At 72.7% G+C, this 15523-nt stretch carries 15 protein-coding genes; 1 reads left to right on the forward strand and 14 read right to left on the reverse strand.

Features of this window, described 5'->3' with window-relative positions; translation table 11 throughout:
- Positions 1 to 10 precede the first annotated feature (10 nt).
- The 10 genes from gmk to EDF34_RS01570 form a co-directional block, all read right to left on the reverse strand.
- Positions 11 to 580 carry a guanylate kinase gene (gene gmk / locus EDF34_RS01525; RefSeq protein WP_123369616.1) on the reverse strand — a complete coding sequence of 190 codons (570 nt, stop codon included), beginning with the start codon at positions 578 to 580 and terminating at the stop codon, positions 11 to 13.
- A 43-nt stretch (positions 581 to 623) separates the two neighbouring features.
- Positions 624 to 935, reverse strand: a complete 312-nt coding sequence (gene mihF / locus EDF34_RS01530) for an integration host factor, actinobacterial type (RefSeq protein ID WP_118767686.1) — start codon at positions 933 to 935, stop codon at positions 624 to 626.
- A 138-nt stretch (positions 936 to 1073) separates the two neighbouring features.
- Positions 1074 to 1913 (reverse strand): orotidine-5'-phosphate decarboxylase, encoded by an 840-nt coding sequence (pyrF, locus tag EDF34_RS01535; RefSeq protein WP_123369617.1) that lies wholly within the window; start codon positions 1911 to 1913, stop codon positions 1074 to 1076.
- A complete protein-coding gene (gene carB / locus EDF34_RS01540) occupies positions 1910 to 5242 on the reverse strand; it encodes a carbamoyl-phosphate synthase large subunit (protein ID WP_123369618.1) in 3333 nt (1110 codons plus the stop codon). The genes pyrF and carB overlap by 4 nt, the downstream gene beginning before the upstream one ends.
- A complete protein-coding gene (carA, locus tag EDF34_RS01545; RefSeq protein ID WP_123369619.1) occupies positions 5242 to 6408 on the reverse strand; it encodes a glutamine-hydrolyzing carbamoyl-phosphate synthase small subunit in 1167 nt (388 codons plus the stop codon). Before carA ends, carB begins: the two co-directional genes overlap by 1 nt.
- On the reverse strand, positions 6405 to 6944 hold the full coding sequence (locus EDF34_RS01550; RefSeq protein ID WP_123369620.1) for a hypothetical protein: 540 nt from the start codon (positions 6942 to 6944) through the stop codon (positions 6405 to 6407). Before EDF34_RS01550 ends, carA begins: the two co-directional genes overlap by 4 nt.
- Complete coding sequence (locus tag EDF34_RS01555) at positions 6941 to 8260, reverse strand: dihydroorotase (protein ID WP_123369621.1); 1320 nt, start codon at positions 8258 to 8260, stop codon at positions 6941 to 6943. Before EDF34_RS01555 ends, EDF34_RS01550 begins: the two co-directional genes overlap by 4 nt.
- The gene (locus EDF34_RS01560) at positions 8257 to 9249 is read right to left on the reverse strand and encodes an aspartate carbamoyltransferase catalytic subunit (RefSeq protein ID WP_123369622.1); all 993 of its coding nucleotides are present in this window, start codon (positions 9247 to 9249) and stop codon (positions 8257 to 8259) included. The genes EDF34_RS01555 and EDF34_RS01560 overlap by 4 nt, the downstream gene beginning before the upstream one ends.
- The gene (pyrR, locus tag EDF34_RS01565; RefSeq protein ID WP_123369623.1) at positions 9246 to 9836 is read right to left on the reverse strand and encodes a bifunctional pyr operon transcriptional regulator/uracil phosphoribosyltransferase PyrR; all 591 of its coding nucleotides are present in this window, start codon (positions 9834 to 9836) and stop codon (positions 9246 to 9248) included. The genes EDF34_RS01560 and pyrR overlap by 4 nt, the downstream gene beginning before the upstream one ends.
- Before the next feature lie 110 nt (positions 9837 to 9946).
- Positions 9947 to 10720, reverse strand: coding sequence for a putative protein N(5)-glutamine methyltransferase (locus EDF34_RS01570; RefSeq protein ID WP_123369624.1), 774 nt, complete (start codon positions 10718 to 10720; stop codon positions 9947 to 9949).
- Between the two features lie 223 nt (positions 10721 to 10943).
- Here EDF34_RS01570 and EDF34_RS01575 point away from each other — a divergent pair, with 223 nt between their 5' ends.
- Positions 10944 to 13241 carry a bifunctional diguanylate cyclase/phosphodiesterase gene (locus EDF34_RS01575; protein ID WP_123369625.1) on the forward strand — a complete coding sequence of 766 codons (2298 nt, stop codon included), beginning with the start codon at positions 10944 to 10946 and terminating at the stop codon, positions 13239 to 13241.
- 43 nt (positions 13242 to 13284) lie between these two features.
- Here the strand turns inward: EDF34_RS01575 and nusB are convergent, their stop codons facing one another.
- From nusB to EDF34_RS01595, 4 genes are all read right to left on the reverse strand, one after another.
- Positions 13285 to 13701, reverse strand: a complete 417-nt coding sequence (gene nusB / locus EDF34_RS01580) for a transcription antitermination factor NusB (RefSeq protein ID WP_123369626.1) — start codon at positions 13699 to 13701, stop codon at positions 13285 to 13287.
- A 1-nt stretch (position 13702) separates the two neighbouring features.
- Positions 13703 to 14266, reverse strand: a complete 564-nt coding sequence (gene efp / locus EDF34_RS01585) for an elongation factor P (protein ID WP_123369627.1) — start codon at positions 14264 to 14266, stop codon at positions 13703 to 13705.
- 100 nt (positions 14267 to 14366) lie between these two features.
- Complete coding sequence (locus EDF34_RS01590; RefSeq protein WP_123369628.1) at positions 14367 to 14744, reverse strand: hypothetical protein; 378 nt, start codon at positions 14742 to 14744, stop codon at positions 14367 to 14369.
- An 81-nt stretch (positions 14745 to 14825) separates the two neighbouring features.
- Positions 14826 to 15440: a hypothetical protein gene (locus tag EDF34_RS01595; protein WP_123369629.1), complete on the reverse strand. Its 615-nt coding sequence runs from the start codon at positions 15438 to 15440 to the stop codon at positions 14826 to 14828.
- Between the last annotated feature and the right edge of the window lie 83 nt (positions 15441 to 15523).

The raw sequence follows: 15523 nt of genomic DNA on the forward strand, positions 1-15523 counted from the left end.
GCCAGCGATTCTACCTGCTGGCGATGCCCATGATCGAAATGAGCTCGTCGGTGGCGCGGTGCACGTCGTCGTTGACGACGACGTGGTCGAACTCGGACTCCGCCGCGAGCTCCACGCGAGCGGTCGCGAGGCGGCGCTCGCGCTCCTCCGCGTCCTCCGTGCCACGGCCCACGAGGCGCCGCTCGAGCTCGGCGAAGGACGGTGGCGCGAGGAACACGAACCGGGCGTCCGGCATGGACTCGCGCACCTGCCGCGCGCCCTGCAGGTCGATCTCCAGCAGCGCGGGCTCGCCCGCCGCGAGGCGGGCCTCGACCGGCCCGCGGGGCGTGCCGTACCGGTTGCGGCCGTGCACCACCGCCCACTCCAGCAGGTCACCGGCGGCGACCATCCGGTCGAACTCGTCGGCGCCGACGAAGTGGTAGTGGACGCCGTCGATCTCTCCCGGTCTCGGCGAGCGGGTGGTCGCCGAGACCGAGAGCCAGACCTGCGGGAAGCGGGCGCGGACGTCGGCGGACACGGTTCCCTTGCCGACGGCTGTCGGTCCGGCGAGAACGGTCAGCCGGGCGGGCGTCGTCGTCATGGGTGGTGCGGTACTCCTCGTGCGTCAGGGTGGACTGCGATGGTCACCCGAAACGTGCGACGAGTGCCTCCACCTGGTGAGGGCCGAGACCGCGGACGCGCCGGGTCTCCGAGATGCCGATCTCGGACATGATCGCACGCGCCTTGACCTTGCCGACGCCGGGCAGCGACTCGAGCAGCGAGACGACCTTGAGCTTGCCGATGGTCTCGTCGGCCTGACCCTGCTTGATCACGTCCGACAGCGTGCCTTGCGAGTACTTCAGCCGATTCTTGACCTCGGCGCGAGCCTGCCGCGCGATGGCGGCCTTCTGCAGCGCCGCGGCGCGTTGTTCGGGAGTCAGCGGAGGAAGAGCCACGCGCGTCACCTTCCGTCAGTGGGCGGGCGATCCACGAGGCGCGGGACCGTGCTTCCGAACCTAGCGAGCCCTCCCCCGGAGGGCAACGCGTACGGGCCGATCTGCACACCCGACCTGCACGGATGTGGGGTGAACGTGCTACCGCAGCGCCACCGCGGCCTCGCTGGACGCCTCGAGCGCGGCCTGCCGGAGGGCCGCGACGCCCGGCCCGGCACGGAGCACGCCGCGCGAGGACGAGGCGAGCACCTGACGGCGTGCCGCGCCGAAGACGGCCGTGAGCTCCGCCGCACCCGCGCCCTGAGCGCCCACGCCGGGCGCCAGCAGCGGCCCGTTGACGGCCCTCAGATCCGTGCCCGTGCGCGCGGCGGCATCACCGACGGTCGCCCCGACGACGAGGCCGATCGAGCCCATCGGCTCCACGCCCGTGTTGAGGGCCGCCGCGCGAGCGGCCATGAGCGCCCCGACGCTCGTGCCTTCCGCCGTGCGCGCGTGCTGCACCTCGTGGCCCTCCTTGTTGGACGTGAGGCACAGCACGAACAGCCCGCGACCCGACGACAGCGCGAGGTCGACCGCGGGGTCGAGCGAGCCGAAGCCCAGGTACGGCGAGACGGTCAGCGCGTCGCCGGCCAGTGGTGAGCCGTCGCGCAGGAACGCGTCGGCGTAGGCGCCCATCGTCGAGCCGATGTCGCCGCGCTTGGCGTCGACGATCACGAGCGTGCCGGTCTCCCGGCCCGCGGCCACGACCTCCTCGAGCACCGCGACGCCGGCCGAGCCGTGCCGCTCGAAGAACGCGGCCTGCGGCTTGACCGCGGCCACGCGCCCGCCGACCGCCTCCATCACGGTGTGCGCGAACGTGCGCAGCCCGTCGACGTCGTCCGTCAGGCCCCAGTCGGCGAGCAGGCTCTCGTGCGGGTCGATGCCCACGCAGAGCGGCCCGTGGTCGTCCATCGCGGCCGCGAGCCGCGCCCCGAACGTCATGCCGACGCCTTCGCCTCGCGGCGCGCCCGGGCGGCCGCGTCGTGCTCCTGCAGGCTCGTCACGGCGAACGGTCCGGCCTGGGCGGCCTCGATCGCCTGCACGGCCGCGCCGAGCTGCTGGACCGTGGTGATCATCGCCTTGTCAGCGGCGACCGTGGCCGCGCGGATCTCGTAGCCGTCGGCGCGCGCGCCCTGGCCAGACGGCGTGTTCACGACGAGGTCCACCGAGCCCTCGGTGATGAGGTCGACGATCGTCGGCTCCCCTGCCTCGCCCCGACCCGACGAGTACTTGCGCACGACCGTCGAGCGGATGCCCGAGCGGTGCAGCACCGTCGCCGTGCCCTCGGTCGCGAGGATCTCGAAGCCGAGCTCCGCGAGCCGCTTGACCGGGAAGACGATCGAGCGCTTGTCCCGGTCGGCGACCGAGATGAACGCCCGGCCGCCCGACGGCAGGCCACCGAAGGCCGCGTCCTGCGACTTCGCGAACGCCGTCGGGAAGTCGACGTCGAAGCCCATGACCTCGCCCGTCGAGCGCATCTCCGGGCCGAGCACGGTGTCGACGACCTGGCCCTCGCGCGTGCGGAACCGCTTGAACGGCAGCACGGCCTCCTTGACCGCGATGGGCGCGTCGAGGTCGAGGACGCTCGCGTCGTTCTCGGGCAGGATGCCGGACGCGCGCAGGTCGGCGATCGAGTGGCCGGCCATGACGAGCGCGGCGGCCTTGGCGAGCGAGACGCCCGTCGCCTTGGAGACGAACGGCACGGTGCGCGACGCGCGCGGGTTGGCCTCCAGGACGTAGAGCACGTCGGAGACGAGCGCGAACTGGATGTTGAGCAGCCCGTGGACGCCCACGCCGCGCGCGATCGCCTCGGTCGAGAGGCGGATCCGCTCGAGCTCGGACGTCGACAGCGTGACCGGCGGCAGCACGCACGCCGAGTCGCCGGAGTGGATGCCGGCCTCCTCGATGTGCTCCATGACACCGCCGAGGAACATCTCGGTGCCGTCGAACAGCGCGTCGACGTCGATCTCGATGGCGTCGTCGAGGAAGCGGTCGATGAGCAGCGGGGGCAGCGTCCCCGCCCGGCCGCCGTCGGCCGCGTTGTCGAGCGCGCGCTGGACGTACTCCGCCAGCTGCGGCTCGTCGTACACGATCTCCATGCCGCGGCCGCCGAGCACGTAGGAGGGACGCACGAGCACCGGGAAGCCGATCCGGCGCGCGGTGTCGCGCGCGCCGTTGAGCGTCGTCGCGGTGCCGAACGCCGGGGCGGGCAGCCCGGCCGCCTCGAGGACCTTGCCGAACTCGCCACGGTCCTCGGCGAGGTCGATCGCCGCGGGAGACGTGCCCAGGATCGGCAGGCCCGCGTCGGCGAGGCGCTGCGCGAGCGCGAGCGGCGTCTGGCCGCCGAGCGTGACGATCAGGCCCTCGATCGGGCCCGCCGCGAGCTCGGCGTGGTAGACCTCGAGCACGTCCTCGAACGTCAGCGGCTCGAAGTAGAGCCGGTCGCTCGTGTCGTAGTCGGTCGAGACCGTCTCGGGGTTGCAGTTGACCATCACGGTCTCGAACTCACCCTTGAGGGCGAGCGCGGCGTGCACGCAGGAGTAGTCGAACTCGATGCCCTGGCCGATGCGGTTCGGGCCCGAGCCGAGGATGAGGATCGCGGGCCGCGTGCGCGGAGCGACCTCGGACTCCTCGTCGTAGGACGAGTAGTGGTACGGGGTGGACGCCTGGAACTCGGCCGCGCACGTGTCGACCGTCTTGAACACCGGGCGCAGACCCACGGCGTGCCGAGCGCCGCGGACCGAGTCCTCGGACGTGCGGCGCAGCGTGGCGATCTGCACGTCGGACAGGCCGTGCCGCTTGGCGTGCGTGAGCACCTCCCGCGTGAGGCCCTCGGCCGTCCGAGTGGCCTCGGCGACCTCGTTGATGAGCTGGATCTGGTCGAGGAACCACGGGTCGATGCCCGTGAGCTCGTAGACGCGCTCGAGGCTCACGCCGGCACGCAGGACCTGCTGGACGTTCACGAGTCGCTGCTCGGTCGGGCGGCTGATCGTGGCGACCAGCGCCTCGAGCGCGTCGCCGGTCAGGGCGTCGCCGTCCCAGTGGAACGTCGAGCCCTTCTTGTCGATCGAGCGCATGGCCTTGCCGAGCGCCTCGGTGAAGTTGCGGCCCAGGGCCATGGCCTCGCCGACCGACTTCATGGTCGTGGTCAGGGTGTCGTCGGCGGCGGGGAACTTCTCGAACGCGAACCGGGGCACCTTGACGACGACGTAGTCGAGCGTGGGCTCGAAGGACGCGGGGGTCACACCGCCCGTGATGTCGTTCGGGATCTCGTCGAGCGTGTAGCCGACGGCGAGCTTCGCGGCGATCTTGGCGATCGGGAAGCCGGTCGCCTTGGACGCCAGGGCGGAGGAGCGCGAGACGCGCGGGTTCATCTCGATGACGACGATCCGGCCCGTGGTCGGCTCGACCGCGAACTGGATGTTGCAGCCGCCCGTGTCGACGCCGACCTCGCGGATGACCGCGATGCCGATGTCGCGCATGTTCTGGTACTCGCGGTCGGTGAGGGTCAGCGCGGGGGCCACGGTCACCGAGTCGCCGGTGTGCACGCCGACCGGGTCGACGTTCTCGATCGAGCAGACGACCACGACGTTGTCGTTCTTGTCGCGCATGAGCTCGAGCTCGTACTCCTTCCAGCCGAGGATGGACTCCTCCAGGAGCACCTCGGTGGTCGGCGAGTAGTGCAGGCCCTGCCCGACGATGCGGCGCAGGTCCGTCTCGTCGTACGCGATGCCCGACCCCAGGCCGCCCATGGTGAACGACGGGCGCACCACCATCGGGTAGCCGAGCTCGTCGACCGCGGCCAGCGCCTCGTCGATCGTGTGGATGATGACTGAGCGCGCCGACTCGCCGCCGCATTTCTCGACGACGTGCTTGAACTGCTCGCGGTCCTCGCCCTTCTGGATCGCGGGGATGTTCGCGCCGATGAGCTCGACGTCGTACTTCTCCAGCACCCCGGCCTCGTCGAGCGCGATCGCGGCGTTGAGGGCCGTCTGGCCACCCAGCGTCGGCAGGATCGCGTCCGGGCGCTCCTTGGCGATGATCGAGGTCAGCACGTCGGTGGTGATCGGCTCGACGTAGGTCGCGTCGGCGAACTCCGGGTCGGTCATGATCGTGGCCGGGTTGGAGTTCACGAGGATGACGCGCAGGCCCTCCTCCTTCAGCACGCGGCACGCCTGCGTCCCGGAGTAGTCGAACTCGCACGCCTGGCCGATGACGATCGGGCCGGACCCGATGACCAGGACGCTGTGGATGTCAGTGCGGCGGGGCATCAGGCGGCACCCTTCTCGTTCTGGTTCATGAGGTCGAGGAAGCGGTCGAAGAGATAGGCGGCGTCGTGCGGGCCGGCCGCGGCCTCCGGGTGGTACTGCACGGAGAACGCCGGCAGGTCGAGGGCCTGCAGGCCCTCGACGACGTCGTCGTTGAGGTCGACGTGGCTGACGATGACGCGGCCGTAGCGGCCGTCGTCGTGCGGCGCGGTGGACTCGCCGTCGAGCGGGGCGTCGACCGCGAAGCCGTGGTTGTGGGCGGTGATCTCAACCTTGCCGGTGATCCGGTCCATGACGGGCTGGTTCACGCCGCGGTGCCCGTAGCCCAGCTTGTAGGTGCCGTAGCCGAGCGCGCGGCCCAGGAGCTGGTTGCCGTAGCAGATGCCGAAGAACGGGATCTTGCGGTCCAGCACGTCGCGCAGCAGCTCGATCTCGTGCGTGGCCGCGCTCGGGTCCCCGGGGCCGTTGGAGAAGAAGACCCCGTCGGGTTCCGTCGCCAGGACGTCGTCGATCGACGCGCTCGAGGGCAGCACGTGGACGCGGACGCCGCGCTCGGCGAGCCGCTGCGGGGTCATGGCCTTGATGCCGAGGTCGACGGCCGCCACGACGGCGACCGGCGTCTCGAGCGTCTCGCCGTCCGGGCCGAGCGCCTCGACCACGTAGGCCTCGTCGGTCGAGACCTCGCCGGCCAGGTCGGCACCGACCATCTGCGGGGCCGACAGGACCTCGGCGAGCAGCTCGTCGCGCTCCTTGCCGGCCAGCGCGTCGCCCGAGAACACCCCGGCGCGCATGACGCCGCGCTCGCGCAGGTGCCGGGTCAGGGCGCGGGTGTCGATGCCGCTGATGCCGACGACGCCCTGGGCCTCCAGGTCGTCGTCGAGCGTGCGGGTGCTGCGCCAGTTGGAGGCGCGGCGGGCGGGGTCGCGGACCACGTAGCCGGCCACCCAGATGCGGGCCGACTCCTGGTCGTCGTCGTTCACGCCGGTGTTGCCGATGTGGGGAGCCGTCATGACGACGATCTGCCGGTGGTAGGACGGGTCGGTGAGCGTCTCCTGGTAGCCGGTCATGCCGGTGTTGAAGACGATCTCGCCGAGGGTGGTCCCGCGCGCGCCGTACGCCTGCCCGGCGAACGTGCGGCCGTCCTCGAGGACCAGGACTGCGTCGGTCATGACTTCTCCTTCGTACCGTCTGTGGTCGTGCCGTCGCTCATGAGTGCGTGGACCGCGTCGACCAGCAGGGGGCCGTCGGCGGTGTGCTTGGTGCGCAGGCCGGTGTCCAGCCCGCGCTCGTCGGTGGGGTCGGGTGCCCAGGTCAGGACGACGAGGCCGTCCTTGCCGACGTACTTGCCGGCCATGCCGGGTGCGGTGCCGGCGGCGCGCAGGGCGCTCGTCGGGATGAACACGTCGGCCGTGCCACGACGCGCCACGAGGACGCCCGCGTCGTGCACGCTGACCGTCGCCGGGCTGCGGACCCCGAGGTCCTGCGCGACGACGCGGTCGAGCCAGTCGCCGGCGCGCGTCGTCGAGACGTAGACCGCCTCGACAGGCTCGCCGTGCGCGGCACCCAGGTCGGCCGGTGCGCTCGGGAGCGTGCCGACGTCCGCCGTGCGGGTGCGGCGGTGGTTCCAGCCGGCCCGCATGCCCCACAGCACGAGCGCGAGGACCGCGACCAGGACGACGACCGAGACCCCCTCGCGGGCCGTCATGCGCGCACCACCACGTCCTCGTCGCACGACGCCCCGTCCAGCACGGTCGCGCGCCCGCGCAGGAACGTCGCGATGACGCAGCCGGACAGGTCGCGGCCGCGGAACGGCGAGTTGCCGGACTTGGTGGCCTGCTCGTCGGGGTTGATGACCCGGCGCACGGCCGGGTCGACCAGCACGAGGTTGGCGGGCTCCCCCACGGCGATCGGGCGGCCGTGGTCGGCGACGCGGCCGATGCGCGCCGGGGTCTCGGACAGCACCCGGGCGACGTCGGCCCAGGTCAGGCGGCCGGTGTCGACCATCGTCTCCTGCACCACGGACAGCGCGGTCTCCAGGCCGGTCATGCCGAACGCCGCCGCACCCCACTCGCAGTCCTTGTCCTCGCGCGTGTGCGGCGCGTGGTCGGTCGCGACGATGTCGATCGTCCCGTCGGCCAGGCCGGCACGGACCGCCTCGACGTCGCGCTGCGTGCGCAGGGGCGGGTTGACCTTGAACGTCGGGTCGTACCCGCGGGCGAGCTCGTCGGTGAGGATGAGGTGGTGCGGCGTGACCTCGGCGGTCACGTCGATCCCGCGCGACTTGGCCCAGCGGATGATCTCGACCGACCCAGCCGTCGACAGGTGGCACACGTGCAGCCGCGAGCCGACGTGCTCCGCGAGCAGCACGTCGCGGGCGATGATCGCCTCCTCGGCCACCGCGGGCCAGCCGGCCAGGCCGAGCTCGGCGGAGACGACGCCCTCGTGCATCTGGGCGCCCTCGGTCAGGCGCGGCTCCTGCGCGTGCTGCGCGACGACGCCGTCGAACGCCTTGACGTACTCCAGCGCGCGGCGCATGAGCACCGGGTCGTGGACGCACTTGCCGTCGTCGGAGAAGACCCGGACCTGCGCCTTGGACTCGGCCATCGCGCCGAGCTCGGCGAGCCGCTCCCCCTCCAGGCCGACCGTGACGGCCCCGATCGGGTGCACGTCGGCCCAGCCGGCCTCACGCCCGAGGCGCCAGACCTGCTCGACGACGCCCGCGGTGTCCTGCGTCGGCGTGGTGTTCGCCATCGCGTGCACGGCCGTGAAGCCTCCGAGCGCGGCGGCCCGGGTGCCGGTGCGGATCGTCTCGGCGTCCTCCCGGCCCGGCTCGCGCAGGTGCGTGTGCAGGTCGACGAGGCCGGGCAGCAGGACGAGCCCGCGGCCGTCGATGATCGTCGCGTCGTCGTCGGACACGTCGGGTCCGATGGCGGCGATGACGCCGTCGGCGAGCAGGACCGTCGTGCGGTCACCGCCGTAGGGGGCCACGTTCCGCAGCAGGTACTTCCGGCCGGTGCTCACGCGTCCACCTTCGTCTCGTTCGTCGTCTCGTTCGTCGTCTCGCTGCCGGAAAGAAGCAGGTACAGCACGGCCATCCGGACCGCGACCCCGTTGGCGACCTGCTCGACGATCACCGCGCGCGGCGAGTCGGCGGCGTCCGCCGAGATCTCCAGGCCGCGGTTCATCGGGCCGGGGTGCAGCACGATCGCGTGATCCGGCATCGCGGCGAGCCGACGCGCGTCGAGCCCGTAGCCGCGGGTGTACTCCAGCGGGCTGGGGAAGAACCCGCCGCCGGAGCTGGACATCCGCTCGCGCTGGACCCGCAGCATCATGATCGCGTCGGGCTTGGAGTCGATGACCTCGTCCAGGTGGTAGGACACGTCGGCGGGCCACGCCTCGACCCCGACGGGCAGCAGCGTGGGGGGCGCGACGAGCGTGACCTCGGCGCCCAGGGTGTGCAGCAGCTGGACGTTCGACCGCGCCACGCGGCTGTGCAGCACGTCGCCGACGATCGCCACGTGCAGGCCCTTCAGGTCCCGGCCGCTCGGGTCGCCCGCACCGGTGAGGTGCCGGCGCAGCGTGTACGCGTCCAGCAGGGCCTGCGTGGGGTGCTGGTGGGTGCCGTCGCCCGCGTTGATCACCGCGCCGTTGGTCCAGCCGGAGTGAGCCAGCGTGTGCGGCGCGCCGCTCGCGTGGTGGCGGATGACGACCGCGTCGGCGCCCATGGCCTGCAGCGTGAGCGCGGTGTCCTTGAGCGACTCGCCCTTGGAGACGCTCGAGCCCTTCGCGGAGAAGTTGATGACGTCGGCCGACAGGCGCTTGGCCGCGGTCTCGAAGGAGATGCGGGTGCGGGTCGAGTCCTCGAAGAAGAGGTTGACCACGGTGCGCCCGCGCAGCGTCGGGAGCTTCTTGATCTCCCGGGCCTGGGTCGCGGCCATCTGGCCGGCGGTGTCGAGGATCCGCACGGCCTGCTTGTGGGACAGGCTGCCGGTCGAGAGCAGGTGCTTCATCGGGTCCCCTCGATCAGGACGGCGTCGCGGCCGTCGGTCTCGTCCAGGAGCACCCGCACGCGCTCGGTCGTGGAGGTCGGCAGGTTCTTGCCGACGAAGTCGGCGCGGATCGGCAGCTCGCGGTGACCGCGGTCGACGAGCGCGGCGAGCTGGACGGCGCGCGGCCGCCCGAGGTCCGAGATCGCGTCCAGCGCGGCGCGGATGGTCCGGCCCGAGAAGAGCACGTCGTCCACCAGGACGACGACCTTCCCGTCGATGCCGGCGCCCGGCAGGTCGGTGCTGCCGATCGTGCGCGTGGGGTGCTGGGCCAGGTCGTCGCGGTACATCGTCACGTCGATGCTCCCGACGAGGTCCGCGGCGTCCAGCGTGGGCTCGACCTCGACCAGTCGCGCGGCGAGGCGCCGCGCGAGGGGCAGGCCACGGGTGGGGATGCCGAGCAGGACGACGTCGGCGCCGCCCTTGTTGCGCTCGAGGATCTCGTGCGCGATGCGTGTCAGCGCTCGGGCGATCTCGGGGCCGCCGAGGACGACGGTGGCGTCGGCGGGCTGCTCGGGCTGCTGCTCGGGTGCGGGCAGGGCACTGCTCATGGAGCGACTCCTTCCCCGCCTCACAGGACGGGAGTTAAAGGACTGCTGTCAGGCGCCCACCCTACCGCTGCGCGCCCGCGCGCCCGGTGCCGTCTCACGTGCGACGTCGCTCACGTCCGGCCGGCGCGTGGCCGGGCGACGACCGCCGTCGCGTCGAGGTCGTCGTCGCGCACGACGTGCGCGCGGTGGCCCGCGTGCTCGAAAAGCGCGCGGGTGGTCGGGGACTGGCGCTCGCTCGTCTCGATGACGACCGCGCCGCCCGGCGCCAGCCAGTCCGCGGCCTCCACGGCGATGCGGCGGTGCAGGTCCAGGCCGTCGCTGCCGCCGTCGAGGGCGATCCGGTGCTCGTGGTCGCGCGCCTCGGGGGGCATCAGGGCGATCGCGTCGGTCGGGACGTAGGGCGCGTTGACCACGACGAGGTCGATCCGGCCGCGGAGCGCGTGCGGCAGGGCGTCGAACAGGTCGCCCTCGTGCACCCGCGCGAGGTTGCGGCGCGCGCACGCGACCGCGGCCGGGTCGAGGTCCGCGCCGTGGACGTCCGCGCCGGGGACCCGCGCGGCGATCGCCGCGCCCAGGGCGCCGGTGCCGCAGCAGAGGTCGACGACGACGGCCGTCGGGCGCTCCTCGAGGAGGTCCACGCCGAGGCGGACCAGCAGCTCCGAGCGTCGTCGGGGCACGAACACACCGGGCGCCACCGCGATCCGCAGCCCGTCGAGCTCCGCCCAGCCGAGCACCTGCTCGAGCGGCTCCCCGGAGACGCGCCTCCGCACCAGCTGCTCGAGCTGCTCCCCCGTCTCCCCGGTGCCGAGCAGCAGCGCCGCCTCGTCCTCGGCGAACACGCACCCGGCCGCCCGCAACCGCACCACCAGCGCGTCGATCTCCACGTGGCGACGCTATCTCCCGCGGGACCGATGCTCCTCCGCCCCGCCCGTCCGGATGCGCGGGACTCGCGTGGCTGGGTGCGTGCGGGTGTGCGACACGCGCAATCGCCGCGGCGTGCCGCACACCCACGCGCACACGCGGGGGGCACGCGGCGGCATCGCGCCGCGCGTGGGTCTCGACCGGGTCCGGTGCCGATCACCCGGATGCCACGTCACTTTGTCGACGATGCATGCCGATGTCCTGTTCGTGCTCGGAACTGTCCCGATGTGGGTGACGATGGTCCAGCTGCTGGCAGCCGGGCTCGTCGGTGGGTTCTGCCTGCTCCAGTGGATCTGGTGGCGCGGCGAGCGTCGCCGCGCCGGGGCCGAGTGGGCGCTCATCTGGTCCGCGGACATCGCGCTGCTGCTGCTCGCGGGCGGGCTGTTCGCGTTCACGGACCCCGGCGCCGTGCAGGACGCGCTGCAGTTCACGCACACCCAGCTCGTCGGGCTGTTCCTGCTCCTGGCCGTCCCGGCGACGCGCGCGTTCGCGGCAGGCCCTCCGATCCGCTGGTGGGTGGCGATCTCCACGACCCTCCTGCTCGCCGGCGCCGCGGCCTGGTGGTGGCACCCGACCTCCCCCCGGCACGGCGTCGATGTCGTCGTGACGGCGATCCTCGTCGCGGTGGCCCTGATCTCCGTGGCCTACGTCGTGGCGTGCATCGGGTCGCAGCGGGTCAGCCGCCTCGGCACGCTGCTCGTGGTCGCCGGCGCCGAGTCGCTCGCGATGCTCACCGCGGGTGGCATCGTCACGCACGAGCAGCTCAGCGCGATGCTCGTCGCGCTGTGGTCGATCCCGCTCGGGTTCGCGCTCGGCACGATGGCGCTCGTGCGGCTGCGCCAGGCGCAGCGCGTCGCCCGCACGCAGCACCTCATGCGTGACGCGACGGCCCGGCTCGCCAACGCGGCGTGGTTCGCACGCGACGCCGAGAGCCTGCTGCTGCGTGCCCGCGACGAGGCCCGCACGATCCTCGCCGACCCCGAGGTCGAGGGCTCGCTGCGCACGATCTCGCACGGCCGGTTCGTCACGGAGCTCTACTCCCCCGCCGCGCACACCGCGCAGGAGCGCACCTTCCTCGTCGACCTCTCGCAGATCGTCTCCGCGGCCGCCGAGCGCTACGCGCTGACGTCCAGCCTCGAGCAGACCGCCTTCAGCGACCCGCTCACGCGCCTGCCGAACCGCCGCGCGGTCGAGAAGCACCTGCGCGACGCGATCGAGCAGGCGAACGTCGAGCGCACGCGCGTCTCCCTCGTCTACTGCGACCTGGACGGCTTCAAGCGGTTCAACGACCTGCACGGGCACGAGGGCGGCGACGCGGTGCTCGTGCGCGTCGCGGACCACCTGCGCGCGCTCGCGCAGGGCGACCCGAATCGGTTCGTCGGCCGGCTCGGGGGCGACGAGTTCGTCGTCGTCCTCTCGCGTGCCCCGCAGGACGTCGACCTCGTCGCCCTCGCCCGGAACCTGCGCGAGGGCTTCGTCGACCGCACCGTCGGGGCGCGGGCCGCGCGGCTGTCCGTGGGCGTCGCGTCGTGGGTGCCCGGTGACGTCGTCGACCCCGACGCGCTCATGCGGCACGCGGACACCGCGATGATGGACGCCAAGCGCTCCCGCACCGGGTTCCGGGTGTACGACCGGGCGCTGCGCCGCCGGGTCGAGGCCGCGCGCCACCACCGCGCGGCGCTCGAGACCGCCGTTGCCGAGGGCCAGTTCACCGCGTACTTCCAGCCGATCGTCGACGCCCGCACGCTCGAGGTGCTGCAGGTCGAGGCCCTCGCGCGCTGGGACGACCACGGCCACCTGCTGCTGCCGGCGGACTGGCTCGAGATCGCCGAGGAGACCGGCCTGATCGTGCCCATCGGGCTGGCGATGCTCGCCCAGTCGCGCCGGGCGCTGGATCGCTTCCAGGTGCCCGTCGCCGTCAACCTCGAGGCCCGGCAGCTCGCCGCGCCCGACGCGCTCGAGCAGATCGAGGCCGCGTGGGGCGACACCTACTGGGAGCACCTGACGCTGGAGATCACCGAGAGCGCGCTGGTCAAGACCGGCCCCGCGGTGCCGCTGCTGTCCGAGCTGCGGGCGCGCGGCGCCAAGATCGCGGTCGACGACTTCGGGACCGGCTACTCCTCGCTCGCGCGGCTGTCGCGCCTGCCGGTGGACGTGCTCAAGATCGACCGGTCGTTCGTCCGCGAGGTCGGCTCGGACCGCGGCGCGTCCGTCATCCGCGCGATCCTCGAGCTCGCGTCCGTGCACGGGCTCGACGTCGTGGCCGAGGGCGTGGAGCGCTCGTCGGACCTCGCGACCCTCGTCGACCTGGGTGTGCGCCGCGTGCAGGGCAACTTCCTGGGACGCGCGGCCGCGACGCTGCCCATCCGCGGGCCGCGCCCCGGGACCGGCGCGTGGCACGCGCAGCGCCCGCTGCGCTCGGTGCCGACGCAGTCGAGCGGGCCGGAGACCGGTCCGATGACGGTCGTCCACAACCTGGCATGACGAGAGAGGGCGCCCCGTAGGGCGCCCTCTCTCGGTGCGCAGGTCAGGCGAGCAGCGTCGGCTTCAGGTCGATGATCCGGCCGAGGAGCCCGTTGACGAACGCGGGCGACTCGTCGGTCGACAGAGAACGCGCGAGCTCGACGGCCTCGTCGACCGCGACGGCGTCGGGGACGTCGTCGTTGAACAGGATCTCCCACGTGCCCAGGCGCAGCAGCGCGCGGTCCACGGCGGGCATCCGCTCGATCGTCCAGCCGTGCGCGTGGATCGCGAGCAGCTCGTCGATCCGACCCTGCTCCGCCACGACGCCCTCGACGAGCTCGACGGAGTACTGCGGCAGCGCGGTCTCGGCGCCGGGCCGGGCGATGCGCTCGGCCAGCAGCTCGATGGGTGCCAGCTCGCGCTGGTCCGCCTCGAACAGGACGTCGAGCGCCCGCTTGCGTGCCTTGGTGCGAGCTCCCACGTCAGTCGTTCACGCGGCCGAGGTAGCTCCCGTCGCGGGTGTCCACCTTGACCTTCGTGTTGGACTCGAGGAACAGCGGCACCTGGATCTCGTAGCCGGTCTCGAGCGTGGCGGGCTTGGTGCCGGCCGACGAGCGGTCGCCCTGCAGGCCGGGCTCGGTGTACGTGACCTCGAGGACGACCGACGGCGGCAGCTCGACGTACAGCGGGGCGCCCTCGTTGGTCGCGACCATCGCGCTCTGGCTCTCGAGGAGGAAGTTGGCGACGTCGCCGACCGTGGCCTCGGGGATGTTGATCTGGTCGTACGTGTCCGTGTCCATGAACACGAAGTCGGTGCCGTCCTTGTACAGGTACTGCATGTCGCGCTTGTCGACGTTCGCCGTCTCGACCTTCAGGCCGGCGTTGAACGTGCGGTCGACGACCTTGCCGGACAGCACGTTCTTCAGCTTGGTGCGGACGAAGGCGCCACCCTTGCCGGGCTTGACGTGCTGGAACTCGATGACGGTCCAGAGCTGGCCGTCGATCTTCAGCACGGTGCCGTTCTTGAGGTCGTTGGTGGTCGCCACGATCCGTCGCTTCCTGTCTGGGGGAGTGTCCTCTGCGCCGGCGCACACGCGCCGGTCCGCAGACCGCCGACCATCGTACCCGGTGCGCAGAGCGCGCTGCTCAGGAGAGCAGCGCCCGCGCCCCCACGCCGATCGCGGCGCTCCACACGAGCGACGCCAGGGTGCCGATGACGAACCGTTCCGAGGCGCCCGGGTTCTCGCGCAGCTCGGGGAACCGGCCGAGGCCCTTGACGGCGACGACGACCGCGATGCCCGCGGGCTCGTCGACCAGCACGCACATCGTCACCGCGAGACGCTCGAGGATGCCGATCCACGTCCCACCGCGCAGGGAGGCGAGCGCCTGGGGTCCCTGCGGCCCGTCCGCGGCGGGCGCGCCCGCGTCCCCGGACCGCGACGCGAGGCGGAGCACGCCGAGCACGACGAGCCACCCGCCGGCGGCGGAGACGATCAGGGCGGCGATCACGACGGCGACGTGCACGGGGCTCCTTGTGGGTGGTCCGGCCTCGATCGTGGCGGAACGGGACGCGTCGGTCCATCCGACACTCCCCTGTCCCCGCGCCTACTCGCCGGCGGCGATCCTCAGCAGTCGCGCCGCGGCGCTGCGTGCCGCGGTCTCCTCGGCCCACAGCGCCGCGCGCAGACGCTGGCTGACCGCCTGCTGCGAGACGCCGAGGCTGGTCGCGACGTCCTCCTGGCGCACGCCGGGCGCGGCCATCGCGTCGACGACCTCCCAGCCCGCAGGCGAGCGCCGCGCGGCAGCGGCGGCCGCGAGCACGAGCACGGCCTCCGCGTCCCGCCCCGCGCCGTCGTCGATGCCCCGCACGGCCAGGGACACCGACCGGCTGCGGCTCTTGGCGGCCTCGACGGCCGTGCGCGCCAGGATGAATGCGGTGCCGTACCCGGCGCGCACGGACTCCGGCAGGGGCTCGTCCACCGGGCCGGCGCCGATGCCGACGGACCACCCTCCCCCACGGCTGACGGTCATAGCGACGTCCACGACGAGGTCGGGATCGTCGAGCACCCCCTGCACCTCGTCGCCGACGGCGCGCTCGAACGCGCGCACCACGCCGTGCTCCCGGCTGCCGAGCATCTGGGCCAGCTCGAGGAGGAACGCCTCGACGTGGTCGCCGTGCACGCGCGAGCCGCGCTGGTCGATCGTCATGACGTAGGGCATCGCACCATCATCGAGCCTTGTTGCGTGGCGCACAAGTCCTCAACGTTGTTGATCAGTCAACAAGCCGAGAAACTTGTGGGATC

This window comes from Cellulomonas sp. PhB150 (assembly GCF_003755175.1).
GTDB lineage: Bacteria > Actinomycetota > Actinomycetes > Actinomycetales > Cellulomonadaceae > Cellulomonas.

Bases quoted from the DNA above. Each gene is read 5' to 3' on its own strand.
- EDF34_RS01550 (WP_123369620.1), bottom strand. From the start codon at position 6,944: ATGACGGCCCGCGAGGGGGTCTCGGTCGTCGTCCTGGTCGCGGTCCTC.
- EDF34_RS01575 (WP_123369625.1), top strand. From the start codon at position 10,944: ATGCATGCCGATGTCCTGTTCGTGCTCGGAACTGTCCCGATGTGGGTG.
- carB (WP_123369618.1), bottom strand. From the start codon at position 5,242: ATGCCCCGCCGCACTGACATCCACAGCGTCCTGGTCATCGGGTCCGGC.
- carA (WP_123369619.1), bottom strand. From the start codon at position 6,408: ATGACCGACGCAGTCCTGGTCCTCGAGGACGGCCGCACGTTCGCCGGG.
- EDF34_RS01560 (WP_123369622.1), bottom strand. From the start codon at position 9,249: ATGAAGCACCTGCTCTCGACCGGCAGCCTGTCCCACAAGCAGGCCGTG.
- pyrF (WP_123369617.1), bottom strand. From the start codon at position 1,913: ATGACGTTCGGGGCGCGGCTCGCGGCCGCGATGGACGACCACGGGCCG.
- gmk (WP_123369616.1), bottom strand. From the start codon at position 580: ATGACGACGACGCCCGCCCGGCTGACCGTTCTCGCCGGACCGACAGCC.
- pyrR (WP_123369623.1), bottom strand. From the start codon at position 9,836: ATGAGCAGTGCCCTGCCCGCACCCGAGCAGCAGCCCGAGCAGCCCGCC.
- EDF34_RS01595 (WP_123369629.1), bottom strand. From the start codon at position 15,440: ATGCCCTACGTCATGACGATCGACCAGCGCGGCTCGCGCGTGCACGGC.